A 16,836-nucleotide genomic window follows, 5' to 3' on the forward strand; every position below is an offset into this window, starting at 1 on the left:
TTTCGAGTGCGAAAAATGTTTGTTGTTCTCACAACGGCTGTCGCTGCTGTTCTCCTCGGCCTGGTGGCCGTTCAGCCGGCCTGGACGGCCACGACGCCGGCCTCGACCGCCGTGCGCTACTACGAGCAGGCCGGCCCGCATCAGGTCACCAAGGTTGCCGGAGGCCCCGACCACACGCTCTACTACCCGTCCGACCTCGCCACGAGCTCGACGACGTACCCAGTCGTGCTGTGGGGCAACGGCACCAGCGCGACCGTCGACCAGTACGACGAGTTCTTGCGGCATTTCGCAACGTGGGGCATCGTCGTGGCCGCCGCGAACACCGGTCAGTCCGGCTCCGGCCAGGAGATGCTTGCCGGTGGCAAGTTCCTGCTCGCTGAGAACGATCGGTCGGGCAGTGTGTTCTACCACCGGATCGACGCGAAGAACATCGGTGCGGCGGGTCATTCGCAGGGCGGCGGCGGCACGATCGCGGCCGGGGCCGACCCGATGGTCAAGGCTACGTTGCCGATTCAGCCCGGTCCTCAGGGATCGGTTCCGGCGTTGCGCGGGCCGAGCCTGTTCATTGCGGGGCAGGTCGACACGATCGTGCCCTCGTTCTACGTGCGGAGCCGCTACAGCTGGGCAACGAAGTACCCGGCCGTCTTCGCCGAGCTGAAGGGTTCCGACCACTTCTTCCCCGGCGAGACCCGCATTCATGCGATCGGCGTCGGTACGGCGTGGTTCCGGTACCAGCTCGCTGGTGATGCGCAGGCCAAGGCGGTGTTCTTCGGACCGAAGCAGTCCGCCGAACTGTTCAACGACCCGGCGTGGTCGGCGGCCGAACGCAACGCGAAGGCGGACGCGGTCGGCTGATCGCCGTGCTGGACGCTGCGCAGCAGCCGGGCGACCTCCTGATTAGGTGCTCTCATGACAGCCTCCTGTCAGAACTGGAACAGCGTCGCCGGGATCATGAAGACCCTGAACTGCTGACTGCCGGATGTGTCAAGGCGGCGCTTTCGGTGTCGCGGACGATGTCGTCGGCGATGCTGTGGAGTTTGCGGTTGCCGTCCTGGCTGTAGCGGGCCAGGACGGTGAAGGCTCGGGCGCGGTCGAGTTGGTGGCGTTCCATCAGGATGCCCATGGCTTGACCGATCCGGCCGCGGGAGTCCAGGCCGTCTTCGAGATGTTGCCGTTTGCGGGAGCCGGCGTACGCGATGGCCGCATGGGTCGCGACGAGCAGCCCGACGTGTTCGGAGTCGTCGTTGAAGGCGCCAGGGGTGCGGCTGTAGACGTTGAGGGCTCCGAGGTTGCCGTGTTCGACGTAGAGCTGGAACGACAGCACGCTGCGGGCGCCGAGGTTGACGGCTTGCCGGGTGAATTCGGGCCAGCGTCGCTCGGTGGCCAGGTCGTCGACACGCAGGGTCCGTTGGGTCCAGATCGCGTCCAGGCACGGTCCTTGGCCGGTCTCTGCCATCAGGAGGTCCGTGCTGCGGACCCAGTCGCTGGTGGAAGCCTTGTGTTCGATGTGGCGGCGGTTGGTGATGTCGGCGATCGAGCCTTCTTCAGCGCCCGGGATGAGGTGCACCGCCGAGGCCACGATCTCTTGCAGCAGTTCGCCGGCGCTGCAGATTTGCTGCAGCGCCCGGGCCAGGTGGCCGAGCTCTGCGGCCAGTTGATCGTGACTGCGCACGCTGTCACCAGCCTGGTCCGATCCCCGGCCGCGGCCGTGCTGCGGTCTGTTGTCTGACAGCACCCCAACGCCTCCTCGAGTTGGCGACCCAGATGGGACCATCCTCCTCGCTTGTACCCAGCTCAGCGGATCCTCGAACTTGTGCAAAACTTTTGCAGGGCAGTCCGCGGTCAGAGGGGCCGGGGTCGGCGTTACGGCCGCTTGAGGGAGCCGGGGAGCTTGCGGGTGTCGATGAGCTCTTGGGCCACGTCGCGGAGTTTGCGGTTGTTGTCCTGGGAGTAGCGGCGAAGCACCTGGAAGGCTCGGTCGCCGTCGAGGTCGAAGCGTTCCATCAGGATTCCCATGGCCTGCCCGACCAGCTTGCGGGCGTCGACCGCGGCCGCGAGGTTCTGTTCGTGCCGGGCGTTCGCGACGGCGACCGAGGCGTGCCTGGCCAGGATGTGCGCGACGGCCTCCTCGTCGGGTCCGAACGCGGAAGGGTTCGCGGAGTACAGGCCCAGGATGCCGACTGTTGCATTGCCAGTGGTCAACGGGACGTCGAGGACACTTCTGACGCCGAGCTCGAGTACGCGAGCAGCCCACTGCGGCCAGCGATCGTCGGTAGCGGTGTCGTCGACCCGTACGACGGCGTGGTCGCGGATCGACTGCGTGAGCGGACCCTGCCACCCCTCGACCTGCCGCTGGTAGATCTCGGCCACAACGGGATGAGTGACTGCAGGAATTTCCAGCCCGCGGCCCCGATTCGAGGACAGTGCCACACCGGCGTGGGTGCAGTTCAGCGCGTGCAATGCGAACTCGACCACCGCCTGGACGGTCTCTTCGATGCTGGCGGAGTCATGCAGGTCGACGGCGAGCTGAGCGAACCGGCCGGCGGAGGTGAATTCCGTGGATCGAATCTCAGTCCGGTAGACGCTTTCGTGGCCGGGGTGTCCGGCCCGGCGTACTCGGGGGAAAGCGTCTGCACTCATAACGTCAAGGTAGCTTGACGCTGCCAGTTCGTCAAGCTATCTTGACGCTATGAGTGGTGACGCAGCACAGCCTCCTGCGCCTACGGACAACAGGGGCCTTGAGGAGCTACTCCGTGTACTACACGTCAGCGACGAGCGAGAGATCTACGAGCGGCGCATCGAGGAGGCCGAGCAAGCAGGCGACCCTGTTGTGGTCCTCGTGAAGGCTCTGGGTGAGCTTCCGGGTGTGACCGGTCTGGAGGCGCTCCATGCCAGCCGGCGGGTGGTCGACCTCCTCACTGGCGCGCGATGGCACATGATCCGGCAAGCCCGCGAAGAGGGAGCCAGCTGGAGCCAGGTCGGCAGCGCCCTGGGAACGAGCAAGCAGGCGGCGTACGACTTCTACCAGCGCAAACTCGACCAGCAAGACGCCTCGACCGACCCTGAGGACAACAGCTCGGTCAGATCACGAGCCGCGCAGGGCACGAAGCCCAAAGCCGATCGCGCCCGGAAATGACGCCCTTTGACTCTGCGGGGCACTCGTCGGCCGACACGTTCGCGCAGCTGGCCGTCGAGATGCATGCTGCGGCCGGCGTCGAGGAGACCGTCGACGCGGTGGTGCGGTTCGCGCTCCAGGCCTTGAGCTGTACCTATGCCGGTGTGGCGCTGTCTACGCGCGGAGGTCCGGAGTTCCCGGCGGTGACCGATCCGGTGGTCGCCGAGATTTACCGGCTGCAGCTCGATCACGGCGAGGGGCCGTTGGCGGTGGTGATGCGCGAACGTACCCCACTGCTGATTCGCGACACCGGAACCGACGACCGCTGGCCCGAGTGGGCGGCGAAGGTCGCCTCGCTGGGGGTGCGCAGCGTGCTGGACGTCCCGCTGATGCTTGGCGGCGGCTCGACGGTCGGCGTACTGGGTTTGTACAGTCCGGTGCCGGACGGGTTCAGTCCTGACGACGAGGCGATCGCGCACATCCTGGCGCGGCATGCCTCGGTTGCCGTGGCCACGGCCCGGCACGAGGAGTCGCTCGCGGCTGCGGTGGACGCCCGCAAGCTGGTCGGGCAGGCGATGGGCATCTTGATGGAGCGCTTCGACCTCGACGGCGACCGCGCCTTCGAGGTCTTGCGGCGCTACTCCCAAGACACCAACCGCAAGCTCCGCGATGTGGCCCAGGAACTGATCGACACCCGCAAACTGCCCCGGAAGCAATGAATCGGCCGGCCGCTTCCGGGTACCGGTTCGGCAGAGGTTGATCGGCTTCTCGGGGGCCAGATCGCCTCGAGGTCCGAGCCGTTCAGACCAGCAGCGGCTGCGGACCGCGCACACGGTGAAACGGCGGCCGCGCGCGCTGCAGGTGTGAACGCGCGCGGCCTGGCACGAACCCCGTCCCGGGCGGAACTCACGCCTGGTGACCCTGTGCCCCCGTTCGGTGAAGTCATGCCCGCCGCTCGCTTGCAGGCGAGGGTGCGGCCATCAGCGGGATCGGCCAGGCCGACCGACCGAGCTCGCGCTTACTCGCGATGCTCCCGGGCTCAGTTCGTCCCGCTCGTCGTCTCCTCCACCGCGTCGGCGGATGCTGTGAAGGACCGACCGCGCAACGGTGAGGATCAGCAGCAACAACGCCAGAGTCAGCTTGGGAGGCGTTCCTGCGCAACACCCCGTTTATCTGACGCCTCGTGCCCCTCTTGCTGACAAGCGTTCAGCGGTTCGGCTCGCGCAGTGCGAACCGAACCCCCGAAGGAGGCGCCGTCAGGACGGTGGCCAGCTGATAGTCCGCGCCCTCGACTGCGGAGCGGATGTGGTCGTCGTCGAGCGGGGCGCCGCAGCTGCAGCCGGTGCACATGGTGGTTCCCTTCCTGAGTCAATCGATGTCGGAAGTGGGTTTAGGGGTCAGCGGTCCGGGGTGAGGTGGACTCGGCGCAGGAGTTGGGCGTTGGCGGCGACGACGATGGTCGAGGCTGACATCAGTACGGCGCCGATCGCGGGGCTGAGCGTGATGCCTGCCCAGGCGAGTGCGCCGGCGGCGAGCGGGATCGCGACGACGTTGTAGCCGGCGGCCCAGGCGAGGTTCTGGATCATCTTGCGGTACGACGCCTTCGACAGCCGGATGACGCCGGTGACACCGCGCGGGTCGGAGGAGGCAAGGACGACTCCGGCCGACTCGATGGCCACGTCGGTGCCGGCGCCGATGGCGATGCCGACGTCGGCGCGGGCCAGGGCGGGTGCATCGTTGACGCCGTCGCCGACCATTGCCACCTTCAGTCCGCGGGCTTGCAGTTCGCTGACGGCCTTATCCTTGTCGGCCGGCAGTACCTCGGCGAACACCTCGTCGATGCCGTCGCGGAAGCCGAGGTCGGCGGCCACCGCGCGGGCGACGGGTTCGGCGTCGCCGGTGATCATGACGATCTTGGCTACGCCTGCGGCGCGCAGTTGCTCAACAGCTTCCCGGGCTTCGGGTCGCACCTCGTCCTCGAGTGCGATCGCGCCGGTGGCGACAGATGCCGAACCGTCGGTGCGCAGCAGGTACAGCACGGCGGCTCCGCGGCCGGACCATTCTTCGGCGCGATCTCGCAGGGCGCCGGGCACGGTCGCGTCCAGTTCCCGCAGCAGCGCAGGCCCGCCGACGGCGTAGGTCGTGCCGTCGACAACCGCCTGGACGCCGCGGCCGGTCAGCGACTTGAAGTCACCGGCCTTGGCGCGTCCGCCGCGCTGGTCGGCGGCGGTCACAATGGCCCGGGCCAGTGGGTGCTCGCTGTCGGCCTCGACGGCTCCAGCGATCCGCAGTACTTCGGGCTCGTCGATCCCGTCGCCGGCGATGCCAGTGACTGCGTGTTCGCCCTTGGTCAGGGTGCCGGTCTTGTCGAAGAGCACCGCGTTCACGGTGCGCATCCGCTCCAGTGCGAGCCGGTCCTTGACCAGGATGCCTGCCTTCGCGGCGACGGCGGTGGACAGCGCGATGACCAGTGGGATGGCCAGGCCGAGGGCGTGCGGGCAGGCGATCACCAGGACGGTGACGGTTCGTACGACGGACTCGTCGAGGGTGCCGAACGCCCACCAGGCAAGGAAGGTGACCAGAGCGGCGGCGGTGGCGATGTAGAACAGCATCGCGGCGAACCGGTCGGCCAGCACCTGCGCCCGTCCGCTGGACTGCTGTGCTTCGGAAACGAGCCGCTGGATGCCGGCCAGTGCGGTGTCGTCGCCGATGGCGTCGACACGGACCCGGATCGCGGAGTCGGTCGCCACGGTTCCGGCGACGACGCGGTCGCCGACGGCCCGGGCGACCGGCCTGGACTCACCGGTGATCATCGCCTCGTCCAGCTCGGCCGCGCCCTCGACGATCTCCCCGTCAGCCGGCACCCGCGCGCCGGACCTGACCAGTACGACGTCGCCGACGCTCAAGTCGGAGACCGCGACGGTCTCGACCTCGTCACCGGTGACCCGCTCGGCGTCGTCGGGCAGCAGGGCGGCCAGGGCTGCGAGGGCGCCTTGCGCCTGGCCGATGGCCTTCATTTCCTGCCAGTGGCCCAGCAGCATGATCGTGACCAGCGCGGCGAGCTCCCACCAGAAGTCCAGGTCGAACGCACCGAGGCTGGTCGCCAGCGAGGCGACGTAGGCCACGGTGATCGCCATCGAGATCAACAGCATCATGCCGGGGGCCCGGTCGCGAGCTTCCTGCACGCCGCCGACCAGGAACGGCCAGCCGCCGTACAAGAATACGAAGCTGCCGAGAACCGGGCCGACCCAGCTCATGCCGGGGAAGTCCAGCGTGTAGCCGAACCAGTCCATCACCATGTGGCTGGTGGCAACGATCGGCAGCGTCAGCAGCAGGCTGAGCCAGAACTTGCGCCTGAACATCTCCGGGTCGTGGCCGGCGTGCTTGTCGTGGCCGGCATGGGCGCCGGCTGCGCCGTGCCCGGTGTGCGCCTCGTGGTGGTGGTCACCAGGGTGCTGGTGGTCCTGGCCGTGCGGGGAGGCCTTCACCATGATCTGTCCTCTCAACATCGATGTCAGTGCGGCCGCGGCGGCGAGCCGCGGCCGCACGACCCATAACAACATACCCCAGGGGGGTATTCCGGATTGTCGGAAAATCTGTTGCCGGCAGCCGAGGGATCAGCTCACGGGGAGGCGGCCGAGCAGGCGCCGCATGGTGGCGATCTCGGCGTTCTGGCCGGTCTCGATCTTTTTGGCCAGCGCGATCGCGTCGGCGTTCTTGCCCGTGGTCTGTTCGGTCTTGGCCATCGTGACTGCGCCGAGGTGGTGCTTGATCATCATCTCGACCCACATCCGGTCGAACATCGACCCTTGGGTGTTGCCGAGGTCGGACATTTCCTCTTCGGTCATCATCCCGGGCATGTCCGACATGTCGTGGCCACTGTGCGAGGGAGTCGGAACCGGCTTGCCCCAGCTGGCCAGCCAGCCCGACAGCGTCTTGATCTCCGGATCTTGAGCGGCCTTGATCGCGGCGGCGAGCTTCTTCACCTCGGGCGTGGTCGCGCTGTATCCCGCCATGCTTGCCATCTGCACGGCCTGCTGGTGGTGCGGGATCATCTGGGTCGCGAAGGCGACATCGGCGTCGTTGAAGTCGCCGGTCTGCGAGGTTGAAGAGCCGGCCGACGGAGTGGCGTGGTTCATGCCGGGCATGGAGCCGCCGTCGGCGTCTTTGCCGCAAGCGGACAGGGTGAAGCCGGCCAGCAGAATGAGGGCCGTCGGGACAGCGGTTTTCCACAGGTGGTGTCGCATGTTCATTCCTTGTCGTTCGAAGCCTGGCAGCGCGCAAGACGATGCGTCGCGCGACCGCGTGATCAGCCGCAGTGGCGGCGTACCGCGAATCCAGGGCGGCGCCTGAAGGTGGCGGCCGCGACCCGGTTTTGGGCAGGGGTCGGCCTAGGTGCGCAGAATGCAGAGCTTCGACAAGGTTGGCCGGTGCCACGGAGGCGACGGGCCGTCGTCGGCCACGATGACCGTGGCGCGCGCCAGGACGACGGGGTGCGAGACCGTCAGGCTGCGCTGCGCGAGGGCGGCGATAAGGGCGAGCAGAAGGGCGACCAGCATTCCCAGGCACGCGTCACCCATTGAGTGCAGGTGCCCGTCGCCGTTCGACTCGACGACTACAGGCTCTGGTGACGTCGTCTGGTCGACGATGGGAGTGGCGGCGGGAGTCTGCGTCACGTGCGTCGAGTGTGATTCGACCGCGGCTTTCGGTGCGGCCTCATGCCCCATTGCCGTTGACGGCAGGTGGCTTGTCATCGCCATGGTGGCGTCGTGGTTGCCCGTGAGGCCGTGCATGGCGAGAACGCCTGCGAGCAGCAGCACAGCGACCAGGGCCCGGGTGGACCCTCGTCGCGTGCTGATGTGCTGGCTGGTCATCGACACCAGCCTAGCCAGTCCCTCCGCCCGCACTTCACCGGCCGGCCGGGGTGTCGGTGGGAGCCGTCGATGTCGCGACACTGTTTTCCGTGGCTGTCGACGGAGTGCTGCGCAGCGTGATCGCGGCGAGGATCGCTCCGGCTGCCGCGATGAAGGCCGCCCCGATGAAGGCTGCGGAGTATCCGTCGGTGAGCGAGGCGAGGTCGCCGAGTTGGTCGGCGCCGTTGGCCGCAGCGACGGCTGTCATCGCGGCCAGTCCGAGCGCGGAGCCGACCTGGTAGCTCGTGTTGACGATGCCGGACGCCAGCCCGCCTTCTTCAGGGCGGGCCGAGCAAGGCGATGCCCAGGCTCGGGATGAACGCCAGCGACATCCCAGCGGCCGCGATCAGTGACCGCAAGCTCAAGGAAGCGTCCGAGGCGATCGCGCGACTGGTTCGGTCCTGGGTCTCGCCGACAGCACTCAGCAGGAGATGAACGACAGCAGCAGCCGGTCGACCACGTGTGGCGCATCGTCATGCACGGCATGACCCGCGCCCGGCACCACGCGGGCTGGTGTGTTCGGACCGTCTTGCCCTGGCCAGGCGGTCATCTAGCTCGCCGTGTGTGCCTCGGTCGATTGCGTCTGCTTCAGGCGTGCGGTGATGACAGAAAGATGACAGTGCCTTTAGGAAGCGTCTTCGAACCACTGGGCGGTCGCAGTGTTGCGGTCGACAACCGTCGCGTGGGGTGACGCACGCGAGTCGGGGTAAGAGGGGGAGGGGTCGTGACTCATCAGTTGACATCCAGGGGGCGCGCGCTGCGGGCGCTGATGTCCGTGGGCCTGTTGTCCGCGGTGCTGTCCGCGGCGCAGTTGGCCGGTACGGCGAGACCCGCTGCGGCGGCCGGTCCGGGCAGCCTGACGCTGCACGTGGCCAGCGCTCGGTCGGTGAACTCGGGCCCCGGGTTCGTCCACGAGAACGACCCGGTCACGCAGTACAAGTGGCTGATCAACGTGGATGACACGGGTGACCCCGGCACTGCCGCGAACCAGCTCACCGATCGCTGTCTGCCGAGCACGGCGCCCGGCGGATCCAGCGATCCGGACTATGCCGACACCTGCCCGTGGCCCTCGACCAGGGCCACGTCCGGCTTCGCGCCGATCGTTGCCCAGGGCACCGAGGCTGACCTGAACGACGGCAAGTCGCTGGACAATCTGCCGGCTGGGAAATATCTGATCTCGGTCACCGCCGACGGCTTCAAGATCGACGGCCGGCACTTCACCGTCACGTCTGGGGCGACCACGCACGCGGACGTCCGGATGAACCCCACACCGCTGCCTCTGACGACGCTGCGCCTCCAAGTCTTCAACGACAACCTGCCGGTCGACGGGACCTACGAGATGGACGCCGAGCAGGGGCTGGCCGGGTTCACCGCGAACCTCACCGATGTGCTGGGGCTGGTCAGCACCGACTACTACGGCAACGCTCTCTGCACGGTCTACCGGCACCGCAACGCCAACGGCAGCGGGCCGATGCTGTTCGACGCGAACAACAAGCCGATCGTCGACACCGCCCGGTCCACCGGCAAGTGCACCAGTAACGCGACCGGCCAGATCGTCATTCCGAACATGGGCCCGAACCGGTACGCCGCCACTGTCACGCCACCCGCTCCGGCGGCGGGTCAGACCTATCAGTGGGTGCAGACCACCACGCTCGAAGGTGGCCACGACCACGACATCTGGCAGCAGGAAGGCGAGACCGGCTACGACACCGAGCAGGTCCGCGGTGCCGAACTGGTGCCGGCAGTCCAATTCGGCTTCGTCCGGACCCGGGCTCTCGCTCCGCCACGGACCGGGCCGCTGCCGACCGGTGAGATCAAGGGTGTGGTGATCGCAGGTCTGCCCTACATCGGCGGTCAGAACGGCCAGGTCGTTCCGGAGACCGGCTTCGCCGGCGCGAAGTCCGACGGTCCGATCGCCAGCCCTTGGGTCGCCCTGTCCGACCTGGATGCCGGTGATGCTGCCGTGTACGTCGGACGCGGCGCGGCGGACGGCAGTTTCGACATCAAGAACGTCCCCGACGGTACCTATCAGCTGACGCTCTGGGACGACGACCAGGACTACATCCTGTGGAGTTTCAACGTCGAGGTCCACAACGGCGACCTGACCGACGTCGGCAACGAGATGCTGGTCGGATGGTTCAGTCACATCCACGGCAAGGTCTTCGTCGACGCCAATGCCAACGGCAAGCAGGACACCGGCGAGCGGGCTGTCCCCGGTTTCGCGCTGACGGTGCGGGAGCGCGACAACTCCTTGATGGACCAGTACACGAACACGGCCACGACAGATGTCAACGGCAACTACGACATCAAGGAGACCTACCCGCTGGGCAAGTGGCTGGTCCTGGAAGCCTTCAATACCCGGTACCGGACCACCGGCCTGACGTACAAGGGCGCGAACGAGACGAAGGCGACCACCCAGCTCGGTAGCCTCGTCGACCTGAATTTCCTGCCGATCATCGGCTTGAGCGGTCAGATCGACTGGGGTGTCCAGCCGTACGATCCCGGCACCAACGGAGGCATCGTCGGCACGGTCACCTACGACGTCACCCGCAATGAGCTCGACCCGGCGATGGCCGCCACCGAGCCGTACCAGCCGGGTATTCCCGACGTACCGGTGAAGCTGTACGTGCCGCTGGCGTGTGTCGACACCACCCCGGCGGAGCTCTGCCGGCAGGGTTATCAGACGGAGCCGAAGCAGATCTCCGACGGCAACGGCGGCATGACGGACAACCCGCGGTACGGCGCCTTCGTCAAGGGTCCGGAGGTACAGGACTCGTACACCTCGGAGAAGTGGCAACCGCCGCGAGGCTGCACGGCACGCCAGTACAACAACACGCCGCTCACCGACCAGCAGGCGCTGCCTGCCTTCGGGCCGGCCGCGAACGCGATGTGCGTCGAGGCGCCGATGATGGGTCTCGCCGTCGGCGCGAGTGACAGCGCGGGCGGCAGCCAGACTGTCAACGGCAACTACGGTTTCGCCACCTCGAAGATCAACCTCTACCCACCGACGGACACGGCACACAATCCCGACGGTCTCGCGCTGTACGCACCGCTGCCGGCCGGGACCGAGCAGGACCTGCCGGCCCGGGACTACATCGTCTCGGTGGACATCCCGAACGACCCGGTCGACGGCAAGCCGATGTACCAGGTGACGAAGGAAGAGGACATCAACGTCTTCGACGGCGACACCTATCTCCCGCAGGAGAACTACCCGCCGGCCACCCCGGCGGTCGCGAACGATCCGGCCGGGCCGCCGGACGCCACCCCCACGCCGCCGGCCGAACCGCCGTCGCAGCAGGCCGGCATCGTCTCGCCCTGCGTCGGTCCGCTGCACACCGTCGACGTCACCAACTCCAACTTCAACGCAGGTGGTGGCAGTCCGTTCCAGGGCTACGAGCGGCCGTCGTGCGACGACAAGCTGGTCGGCCTGCGCGCCAACCAGGCGACCGCGCCGAACTTCAGCCTGTTCACCGACGTACCGATCCCGACGCACTTCTGGGGTCTGACACTCAACGACCTCGGCCTGACCCTCGACAAGCGCAGCGTCAACTACGGCGAGGCACAGGGGCTGCCCTTCGTTCCGGTCGGCCTGTACGACTGGTCCGGCCGCCTGATGGACACGCTGCACACCGACTTCAACGGCTTGTACGAAGGTCTGGAGCCGTCGACCGGGACCTACAACTGCCCTGTGCCGGCCGGTCCGTGTCCCAACATGTACCGCTTCGTGGGCAACGATCCCGGTCAGCCGGGGGCGCTGAACCCGGACTACAACCCACGGTTCCGGACGATCGCGACCAACTTCCAGGGCTGGCCCGGTCTGTACACCGTGACCGACGAGGCGCCCACCCAGGTCGCGTCGACCGTGCTCGCCCCGGACACCACGACGGTCAACCCGGCCTTCTGCGATCTGGGTGCCGGTACGCCGCAGCTGCTGGCGGTCAGCAGGCCCTACATCCGGCGCGGTGATCCCAACCGGACCATCACAGTCAGCGGGCTGGGGTTCGGTGATCCCGGCGCTCCGGACCGGATCACCCTGAACGGCACCACGATGGCGGTGACCAGCTGGACCAACAAGAGCGTCACCTTCACCGTGCCCAACCTGTTCCCGCTCGGGTCGGCGGAGCTGGCCATCACCGGCCACAACGGTCAGCACAGCGTCAACGGCATCACCATCCAGGTGCTGTCGGCAACGAATGCGTCGACGCCCGGCACCGATCCGAACAACCCACAGCTTGCGGAGGTCGGCCCGACCAAGACGTACAAGACGGTGCAGGCAGGTCTCGAGGCCGCCCGGCCGACCAGGATCGTGCGGAACAGCAGAGGTCAGGTGATCGCGCCCGCCAAGCCGTACTGGCTGGTCGTGGTGTGGCCGAACACGCAGACCAGCAGCAACCCGCGCGGCGACTACAACGAGAACGTCATCGTCCATCACCAGGTGAAGATCCAGGGCGTCGGACCCGGTGGCTTCGATGCGAGCAACACCTGGGTTCCCGGGTCGATCCTGGACGGCTCCGGTTTCAACCTGGACAACCAGAACGGGATCGACTGGGTCACCCGGATCAGTGGCCTGAGCTACTCCGGTGATCCGGCGGTCCCCGATTCCGCGGTCGTCACGGTACTCGACGACCCGGCGCTGGCCGGCGTCACGCCGGCGAGCTGGCCGATCACGCTGGACGGTTTCACCATCACCGGTGGCGCCCAGGCCGACATCGCCGCCAACGTCAATGTGCTCACCGGCGGTATCAAGACGCCGTACGGCGCGGCCGGTGCACTGGTGACGCAGGGCGGCGGCGTCTACGCCCACGCGAACATCCGCAACCTGCGCGTGACGGACAACGTGATTGTGGGCAATGGTGGCTCGTACGGCGGCGGCATCCGGATCGGCACGCCGTACGTCGGGGACAACCGCAACTACGACCCGGTCATCGCCCGCAACCAGGTCCGTGACAACGGCGGCACCAACCTGGCCGGCGGGATCGGGCTGTTCACCGGCAGCGACGGCTACCAGCTCGAAGGCAACGCGATCTGCGGGAACTTCTCCGCGGAGTACGGCGGTGGGATCACCGCCTTCGGCTACATGGCGAACGCCGGTGGCAGCAACGGTGGCAGGATCACCGCCAACCGGGTCTGGTTCAACTCCTCGTACGACGAGGGCGGCGGCATCATGGTCGCCGGTGAGCTACCGGCGACGCCGACAGCGCTGTCTCCCGGTAGCGGCCCGGTCACGATCGACCGGAACACGATCCAGACCAACCTGGCCAACGACGACGGCGGCGGCATCCGGCTGCTGCAGGTGAGCGGCTCGCACGTGACCCGGAACGACCCGCAGGCGATCGACATCAACGACAACACCATCGCCGACAACGTCTCCGCGCACGAGGGCGGCGGGCTGGCGCTGGACGACGCGGCGTTCGTCAACATCGTCAACAACACGGTGACGAAGAACCTCACCACTGCGACCGCCATGACCAGCAACGGCGATCCTGCTCCGGCCGGCCTGTCCACGGCCGCCAACAGCGATCCACTCCAGGCCAGGCTGCGCAACACGGCGTTCTTCCCGGGCTCGCAGACGCTGGCCAACACGACGTTCAGCAAGCCTGCCTTGCTCAACGACGTGTTCTGGGACAACCGGGCCGGCTACTTCAGCGGCGGCTGGGTCTTCGGCATCGGCGGTCAACTTCCGGACGGCACTGCCAACTCCGTGAACAGCTGGGACATGGGTGTGTCCGACGTACCGGGCGCGATGCTGACCCCGACCCATTCGGTGCTGCAGGACGAGACCGGATCCGCTCCGGACGCGTCGAACTCCACCACCGACCCAAGGTTCGTCTCGCCCTACGAGGTGACGGTGAACGTGCTGGCGGTCAGGTCGTACCCGGCCTTCCGGCAGGCGGTGATCGTGGCGCAACTGCTGCCACCGTCACTTCTGGGTGACTTCCATCTGGCGACCGGTACGCCGACCACTCCGGCACGGGGACTCGGCGCTGCCGGCACGGTGGTTCGGTGGGGCACGCCGACCGCGGGCTTCAGCTACACGGTCTCGGCGCGCACGCCCGATATCGACGGTCAACCCCGGCCGACCGTCACCGGTGTCTTCCCGCTCCAGCAACGCCGGTACGACGCCGGCTCGGACCAGATGACGCCGTGAGCCGTGTGGTCTGCCTGCCCCTCCTCCGGGCAGGCCACACCTTTCGCCCGGCCGTCGACCACGTTCCACCGACTTCAGGAGCTCGAAGTGACAGATCATCCCGTACGGCGCGGACTGTCGCGGCGTTCGTTTCTAGGCGGCGCGGGTGTCGTCGGCGGAGCGCTGCTCAGCGGCCGGTTGCTGACCGCCAGTGCCGCACCCGGCCTGCCCACCTCGGCCCTGGCCGTACACCCGGTCAAGCAGGTCCACCTCGCCGGTACCGACGGTTGGGTCGCGATGCCCGGAGACGCGCCGCCGGATCCGCCGTTCTTCCCGGACCCGTTGGCGCCGAGTCCCTTCAACAGTTACGTCTTCGGCTTCCGGGACGTGACCGGGATGGCGTCGAACCAGGTGGCTGCTCAGCGCGGCAAGGCGCAGATCAGTGCGCCGATGATGGCCTTCGACGAAGAGGACGACATCTATCTCACGTTGACGAATCTCGGGCTGGCGCAACGGCCGGACCTGTTCGACGGCCACACGCTGCACTGGCACGGCTTCGTCAACGCGATCCCGCTGTTCGACGGCGTACCGGAGCTCTCGCTGGCTGTCCCGATCGGGCGTGACCTGACCTACTTCTACCGGCCCCACGACGCCGGCACGTACATGTACCACTGCCACTTCGAAGACGTGGAGCACGTTCAGATGGGCATGACCGGGATGGTCTTCGTCCGGCCGAAGCAGAATCGGACGCCGCTGCATCCGGGAGAGCGGTACGCCTACAACGACGGCGACGGCTCGACGGCCTACGACCGCGAGTTCGCGTTCATGCTCACCGAGCTGTGGTCGGCCGCGCACTACCGGGACGCGCACATCCAGGTGAACGACTGGACCGACTACGACCCGAGCTTCTGGTTGCTGAACGGCCGGGCCTACCCCGACACCACGGCCGCCAACGGCGATCCGCTCAGTACGGCGGCAGGACGTCTTCAGTACCAGCCGATCTCGTCGCTGATCAGGTGCAACACCGGTGACCGCGTGCTGCTGCGGATGTCGAACCTGGGCTACCAGAACCACGCGATGACCGTGGACAACCTGGATCTCACCGTGGTTGCCAAGGACGCCAGCCTGTTGAAGGGGCGGGACGGGACCACGAACTACCTGACGACCAACATGGTCGAGATCGGCCCGGGCGAGAGCCGCGACGCGATCTTCGTCGCGCCGGCGCCGGGGGAGTACCTGCTGTACGACCGCAAGTACTCCTACCTGGACAACGGGGGTGGTCCCGGCTACGGCGGCATGATGACGCGCATCGTCGTCGGGGCCGCAGGCACCTATCCGGCACAGACCGCGGCGAACGCGTGACGGGGGCGATGATCCGATGAAACGATTCTCGGTCCGGCGGCAGTTGGCGCTCGGGACAGCGGCGGTGGTGGTCGGCGCTAGCGCGCTGATCTGGTCGCAGGCCTCGGCCGCGGCGGCGATGTCGGAAGGGCTCCTGTGCGACACCGACCCGAACCAGACGTTCTCGCTGACAGCTGAGGACGGCTATGTGTCCACTCCTGACGGCAACTCGATCTACATGTGGAGCTACGGCAACAGCAAGCGCGGCTTCCAGCTGCCCGGTGCGATCCTCTGTGTGGAGTCCGGCCGGCAGGTCACCGTCGTCCTGCACAACACCTTGCCCGAGGCAACATCCATCGTCTTCCCCGGCCAGAAGGCGGTCAAGGCCAACGGCAACCCGGCGCAGCCACAGTTCGACACCGGCGGATCACTGACGTCACTCGTCCAGCCGGCGGCCGCAGGCAACGGCTCGGTGACCTACAGCTTCACCGCGGGCAGTCCGGGCACCTACCTGTACGAGACCGGCACCGACATCGACAAGCAACTCCAGATGGGCCTGTACGGCGCTCTGGTGGTCCGCCCGGCGGGCCACTCGAACCAGGTCAACGACCGCGCGGACTCGGTTTTCACCGCCGGCAAGGAGTACGTCTACCTGCTGTCGGAGATCGACCCCGACGTCCACCTGGCGGTCGAGCGCAACCAACCGGTCAACTGGGCCACGTCGAAGTCGCGATACTTTCTGATCAACGGCCGCAGCATGCCGGACACGCTGGCGCCGAACAACGCGCCCTGGCTGCCTTCCCAGCCGTACGGCGCTCTGGTCCACATCAAGCCGTACGACGCGGTCACGAACCCGCTACCGGCGACGATCCGATACCTCAACGCCGGAAGCGTGAACTACCCGTTCCACCCGCATGGCAGCGACGAGCGCGTCATCAACCGCGACGGACATCCGCTCCAAGGCCCGGAGGGACAGGACCTGTCGTACCAGAAGTACGACCTGGACGTCGGACCCGGTCAGACGCTCGACGTGTTGATGGACTGGCGTGACACCGAACACTGGAACGCATCCACCAACCCGATCCCGACGCAGATCCCGGCGATCACCGACCAGTTGCTGGTCGGGCCGGACACCTGGTTCTCCGAGAGCGGCTACCTGGGCACGAAGAACAGCGTGCCGGCCAACCTGACGCAGAACAACGAATGTGGCGAGTACTACCACATCGCGCACAGCCACGCGCTGGAACAAGCGACCAACTACGGAGCAGCCTTCGGCGGCATGATGACGGTCTTCCGCATCGATCCGCCCGCCGGTTGCCCGAACCAGTGAGAGGCCGACC

Annotated in this window: 14 protein-coding genes; 7 read left to right on the top strand and 7 right to left on the bottom strand. The window is 67.3% G+C overall.

The features are described 5' to 3' along the window. Positions 1 to 15: 15 nt before the first annotated feature. Positions 16 to 855 (top strand): hypothetical protein, encoded by an 840-nt coding sequence (locus ABZS29_RS11965; RefSeq protein ID WP_355461051.1) that lies wholly within the window; start codon positions 16 to 18, stop codon positions 853 to 855. 94 nt (positions 856 to 949) lie between these two features. Here ABZS29_RS11965 and ABZS29_RS11970 read toward each other — a convergent pair whose 3' ends face one another. Both ABZS29_RS11970 and ABZS29_RS11975 read right to left on the bottom strand, forming a co-directional pair. Next, a complete protein-coding gene (locus tag ABZS29_RS11970; protein WP_355461053.1) occupies positions 950 to 1,672 on the bottom strand; it encodes a GAF and ANTAR domain-containing protein in 723 nt (240 codons plus the stop codon). A gap of 191 nt (positions 1,673 to 1,863) precedes the next feature. Then, entirely contained in the window at positions 1,864 to 2,640 is a 777-nt protein-coding gene (locus tag ABZS29_RS11975; protein WP_355461054.1) for a GAF and ANTAR domain-containing protein, read from the bottom strand. Positions 2,641 to 2,689: 49 nt separating this feature from the next. Here ABZS29_RS11975 and ABZS29_RS11980 point away from each other — a divergent pair, with 49 nt between their 5' ends. Together ABZS29_RS11980 and ABZS29_RS11985 are read left to right on the top strand one after the other, a co-directional pair. Beyond that, the gene (locus tag ABZS29_RS11980; RefSeq protein ID WP_355461055.1) at positions 2,690 to 3,136 is read left to right on the top strand and encodes a hypothetical protein; all 447 of its coding nucleotides are present in this window, start codon (positions 2,690 to 2,692) and stop codon (positions 3,134 to 3,136) included. Beyond that, on the top strand, positions 3,133 to 3,834 hold the full coding sequence (locus tag ABZS29_RS11985; protein ID WP_355461057.1) for a GAF and ANTAR domain-containing protein: 702 nt from the start codon (positions 3,133 to 3,135) through the stop codon (positions 3,832 to 3,834). Before ABZS29_RS11980 ends, ABZS29_RS11985 begins: the two co-directional genes overlap by 4 nt. Positions 3,835 to 4,321: 487 nt before the next feature. On the opposite strand, the gene ABZS29_RS11990 is transcribed toward ABZS29_RS11985, so the two are convergent. From ABZS29_RS11990 to ABZS29_RS12010, 5 genes are all read right to left on the bottom strand, one after another. Continuing rightward, positions 4,322 to 4,465: a hypothetical protein gene (locus ABZS29_RS11990; protein ID WP_355461059.1), complete on the bottom strand. Its 144-nt coding sequence runs from the start codon at positions 4,463 to 4,465 to the stop codon at positions 4,322 to 4,324. 47 nt (positions 4,466 to 4,512) lie between these two features. Beyond that, positions 4,513 to 6,606: a heavy metal translocating P-type ATPase gene (locus ABZS29_RS11995; protein ID WP_355461060.1), complete on the bottom strand. Its 2,094-nt coding sequence runs from the start codon at positions 6,604 to 6,606 to the stop codon at positions 4,513 to 4,515. Between the two features lie 126 nt (positions 6,607 to 6,732). Further along, the gene (locus ABZS29_RS12000; RefSeq protein ID WP_355461062.1) at positions 6,733 to 7,362 is read right to left on the bottom strand and encodes a DUF305 domain-containing protein; all 630 of its coding nucleotides are present in this window, start codon (positions 7,360 to 7,362) and stop codon (positions 6,733 to 6,735) included. Between the two features lie 144 nt (positions 7,363 to 7,506). Continuing rightward, on the bottom strand, positions 7,507 to 7,989 hold the full coding sequence (locus ABZS29_RS12005; RefSeq protein ID WP_355461064.1) for a DUF6153 family protein: 483 nt from the start codon (positions 7,987 to 7,989) through the stop codon (positions 7,507 to 7,509). A gap of 34 nt (positions 7,990 to 8,023) precedes the next feature. Beyond that, complete coding sequence (locus ABZS29_RS12010) at positions 8,024 to 8,236, bottom strand: hypothetical protein (protein WP_355461066.1); 213 nt, start codon at positions 8,234 to 8,236, stop codon at positions 8,024 to 8,026. Between the two features lie 92 nt (positions 8,237 to 8,328). On the opposite strand from ABZS29_RS12010, the gene ABZS29_RS12015 reads away from it, so the two are divergent. The 4 genes from ABZS29_RS12015 to ABZS29_RS12030 all read left to right on the top strand — a co-directional run bounded on the left by ABZS29_RS12015 (position 8,329) and on the right by ABZS29_RS12030 (position 16,826). Beyond that, positions 8,329 to 8,463 (top strand): hypothetical protein, encoded by a 135-nt coding sequence (locus tag ABZS29_RS12015; protein ID WP_355461068.1) that lies wholly within the window; start codon positions 8,329 to 8,331, stop codon positions 8,461 to 8,463. A gap of 289 nt (positions 8,464 to 8,752) precedes the next feature. Further along, positions 8,753 to 14,176, top strand: coding sequence for an SdrD B-like domain-containing protein (locus tag ABZS29_RS12020; protein ID WP_355461070.1), 5,424 nt, complete (start codon positions 8,753 to 8,755; stop codon positions 14,174 to 14,176). A gap of 87 nt (positions 14,177 to 14,263) precedes the next feature. Then, positions 14,264 to 15,517 carry a multicopper oxidase domain-containing protein gene (locus ABZS29_RS12025; protein WP_355461072.1) on the top strand — a complete coding sequence of 418 codons (1,254 nt, stop codon included), beginning with the start codon at positions 14,264 to 14,266 and terminating at the stop codon, positions 15,515 to 15,517. Between the two features lie 16 nt (positions 15,518 to 15,533). Continuing rightward, on the top strand, positions 15,534 to 16,826 hold the full coding sequence (locus tag ABZS29_RS12030; RefSeq protein ID WP_355461073.1) for a multicopper oxidase domain-containing protein: 1,293 nt from the start codon (positions 15,534 to 15,536) through the stop codon (positions 16,824 to 16,826). Positions 16,827 to 16,836: the final 10 nt, after the last annotated feature.

This window comes from Kribbella sp. NPDC005582, assembly GCF_040605415.1.
Lineage (GTDB): Bacteria > Actinomycetota > Actinomycetes > Propionibacteriales > Kribbellaceae > Kribbella.

Bases quoted from the DNA above. Each gene is read 5' to 3' on its own strand.
- ABZS29_RS11965 (WP_355461051.1), top strand. From the start codon at position 16: ATGTTTGTTGTTCTCACAACGGCTGTCGCTGCTGTTCTCCTCGGCCTG.
- ABZS29_RS11975 (WP_355461054.1), bottom strand. From the start codon at position 2,640: ATGAGTGCAGACGCTTTCCCCCGAGTACGCCGGGCCGGACACCCCGGC.
- ABZS29_RS11980 (WP_355461055.1), top strand. From the start codon at position 2,690: ATGAGTGGTGACGCAGCACAGCCTCCTGCGCCTACGGACAACAGGGGC.
- ABZS29_RS11985 (WP_355461057.1), top strand. From the start codon at position 3,133: ATGACGCCCTTTGACTCTGCGGGGCACTCGTCGGCCGACACGTTCGCG.
- ABZS29_RS11990 (WP_355461059.1), bottom strand. From the start codon at position 4,465: ATGTGCACCGGCTGCAGCTGCGGCGCCCCGCTCGACGACGACCACATC.
- ABZS29_RS11995 (WP_355461060.1), bottom strand. From the start codon at position 6,606: ATGGTGAAGGCCTCCCCGCACGGCCAGGACCACCAGCACCCTGGTGAC.
- ABZS29_RS12000 (WP_355461062.1), bottom strand. From the start codon at position 7,362: ATGCGACACCACCTGTGGAAAACCGCTGTCCCGACGGCCCTCATTCTG.
- ABZS29_RS12005 (WP_355461064.1), bottom strand. From the start codon at position 7,989: ATGACCAGCCAGCACATCAGCACGCGACGAGGGTCCACCCGGGCCCTG.
- ABZS29_RS12010 (WP_355461066.1), bottom strand. From the start codon at position 8,236: ATGACAGCCGTCGCTGCGGCCAACGGCGCCGACCAACTCGGCGACCTC.
- ABZS29_RS12015 (WP_355461068.1), top strand. From the start codon at position 8,329: ATGCCCAGGCTCGGGATGAACGCCAGCGACATCCCAGCGGCCGCGATC.
- ABZS29_RS12030 (WP_355461073.1), top strand. From the start codon at position 15,534: ATGAAACGATTCTCGGTCCGGCGGCAGTTGGCGCTCGGGACAGCGGCG.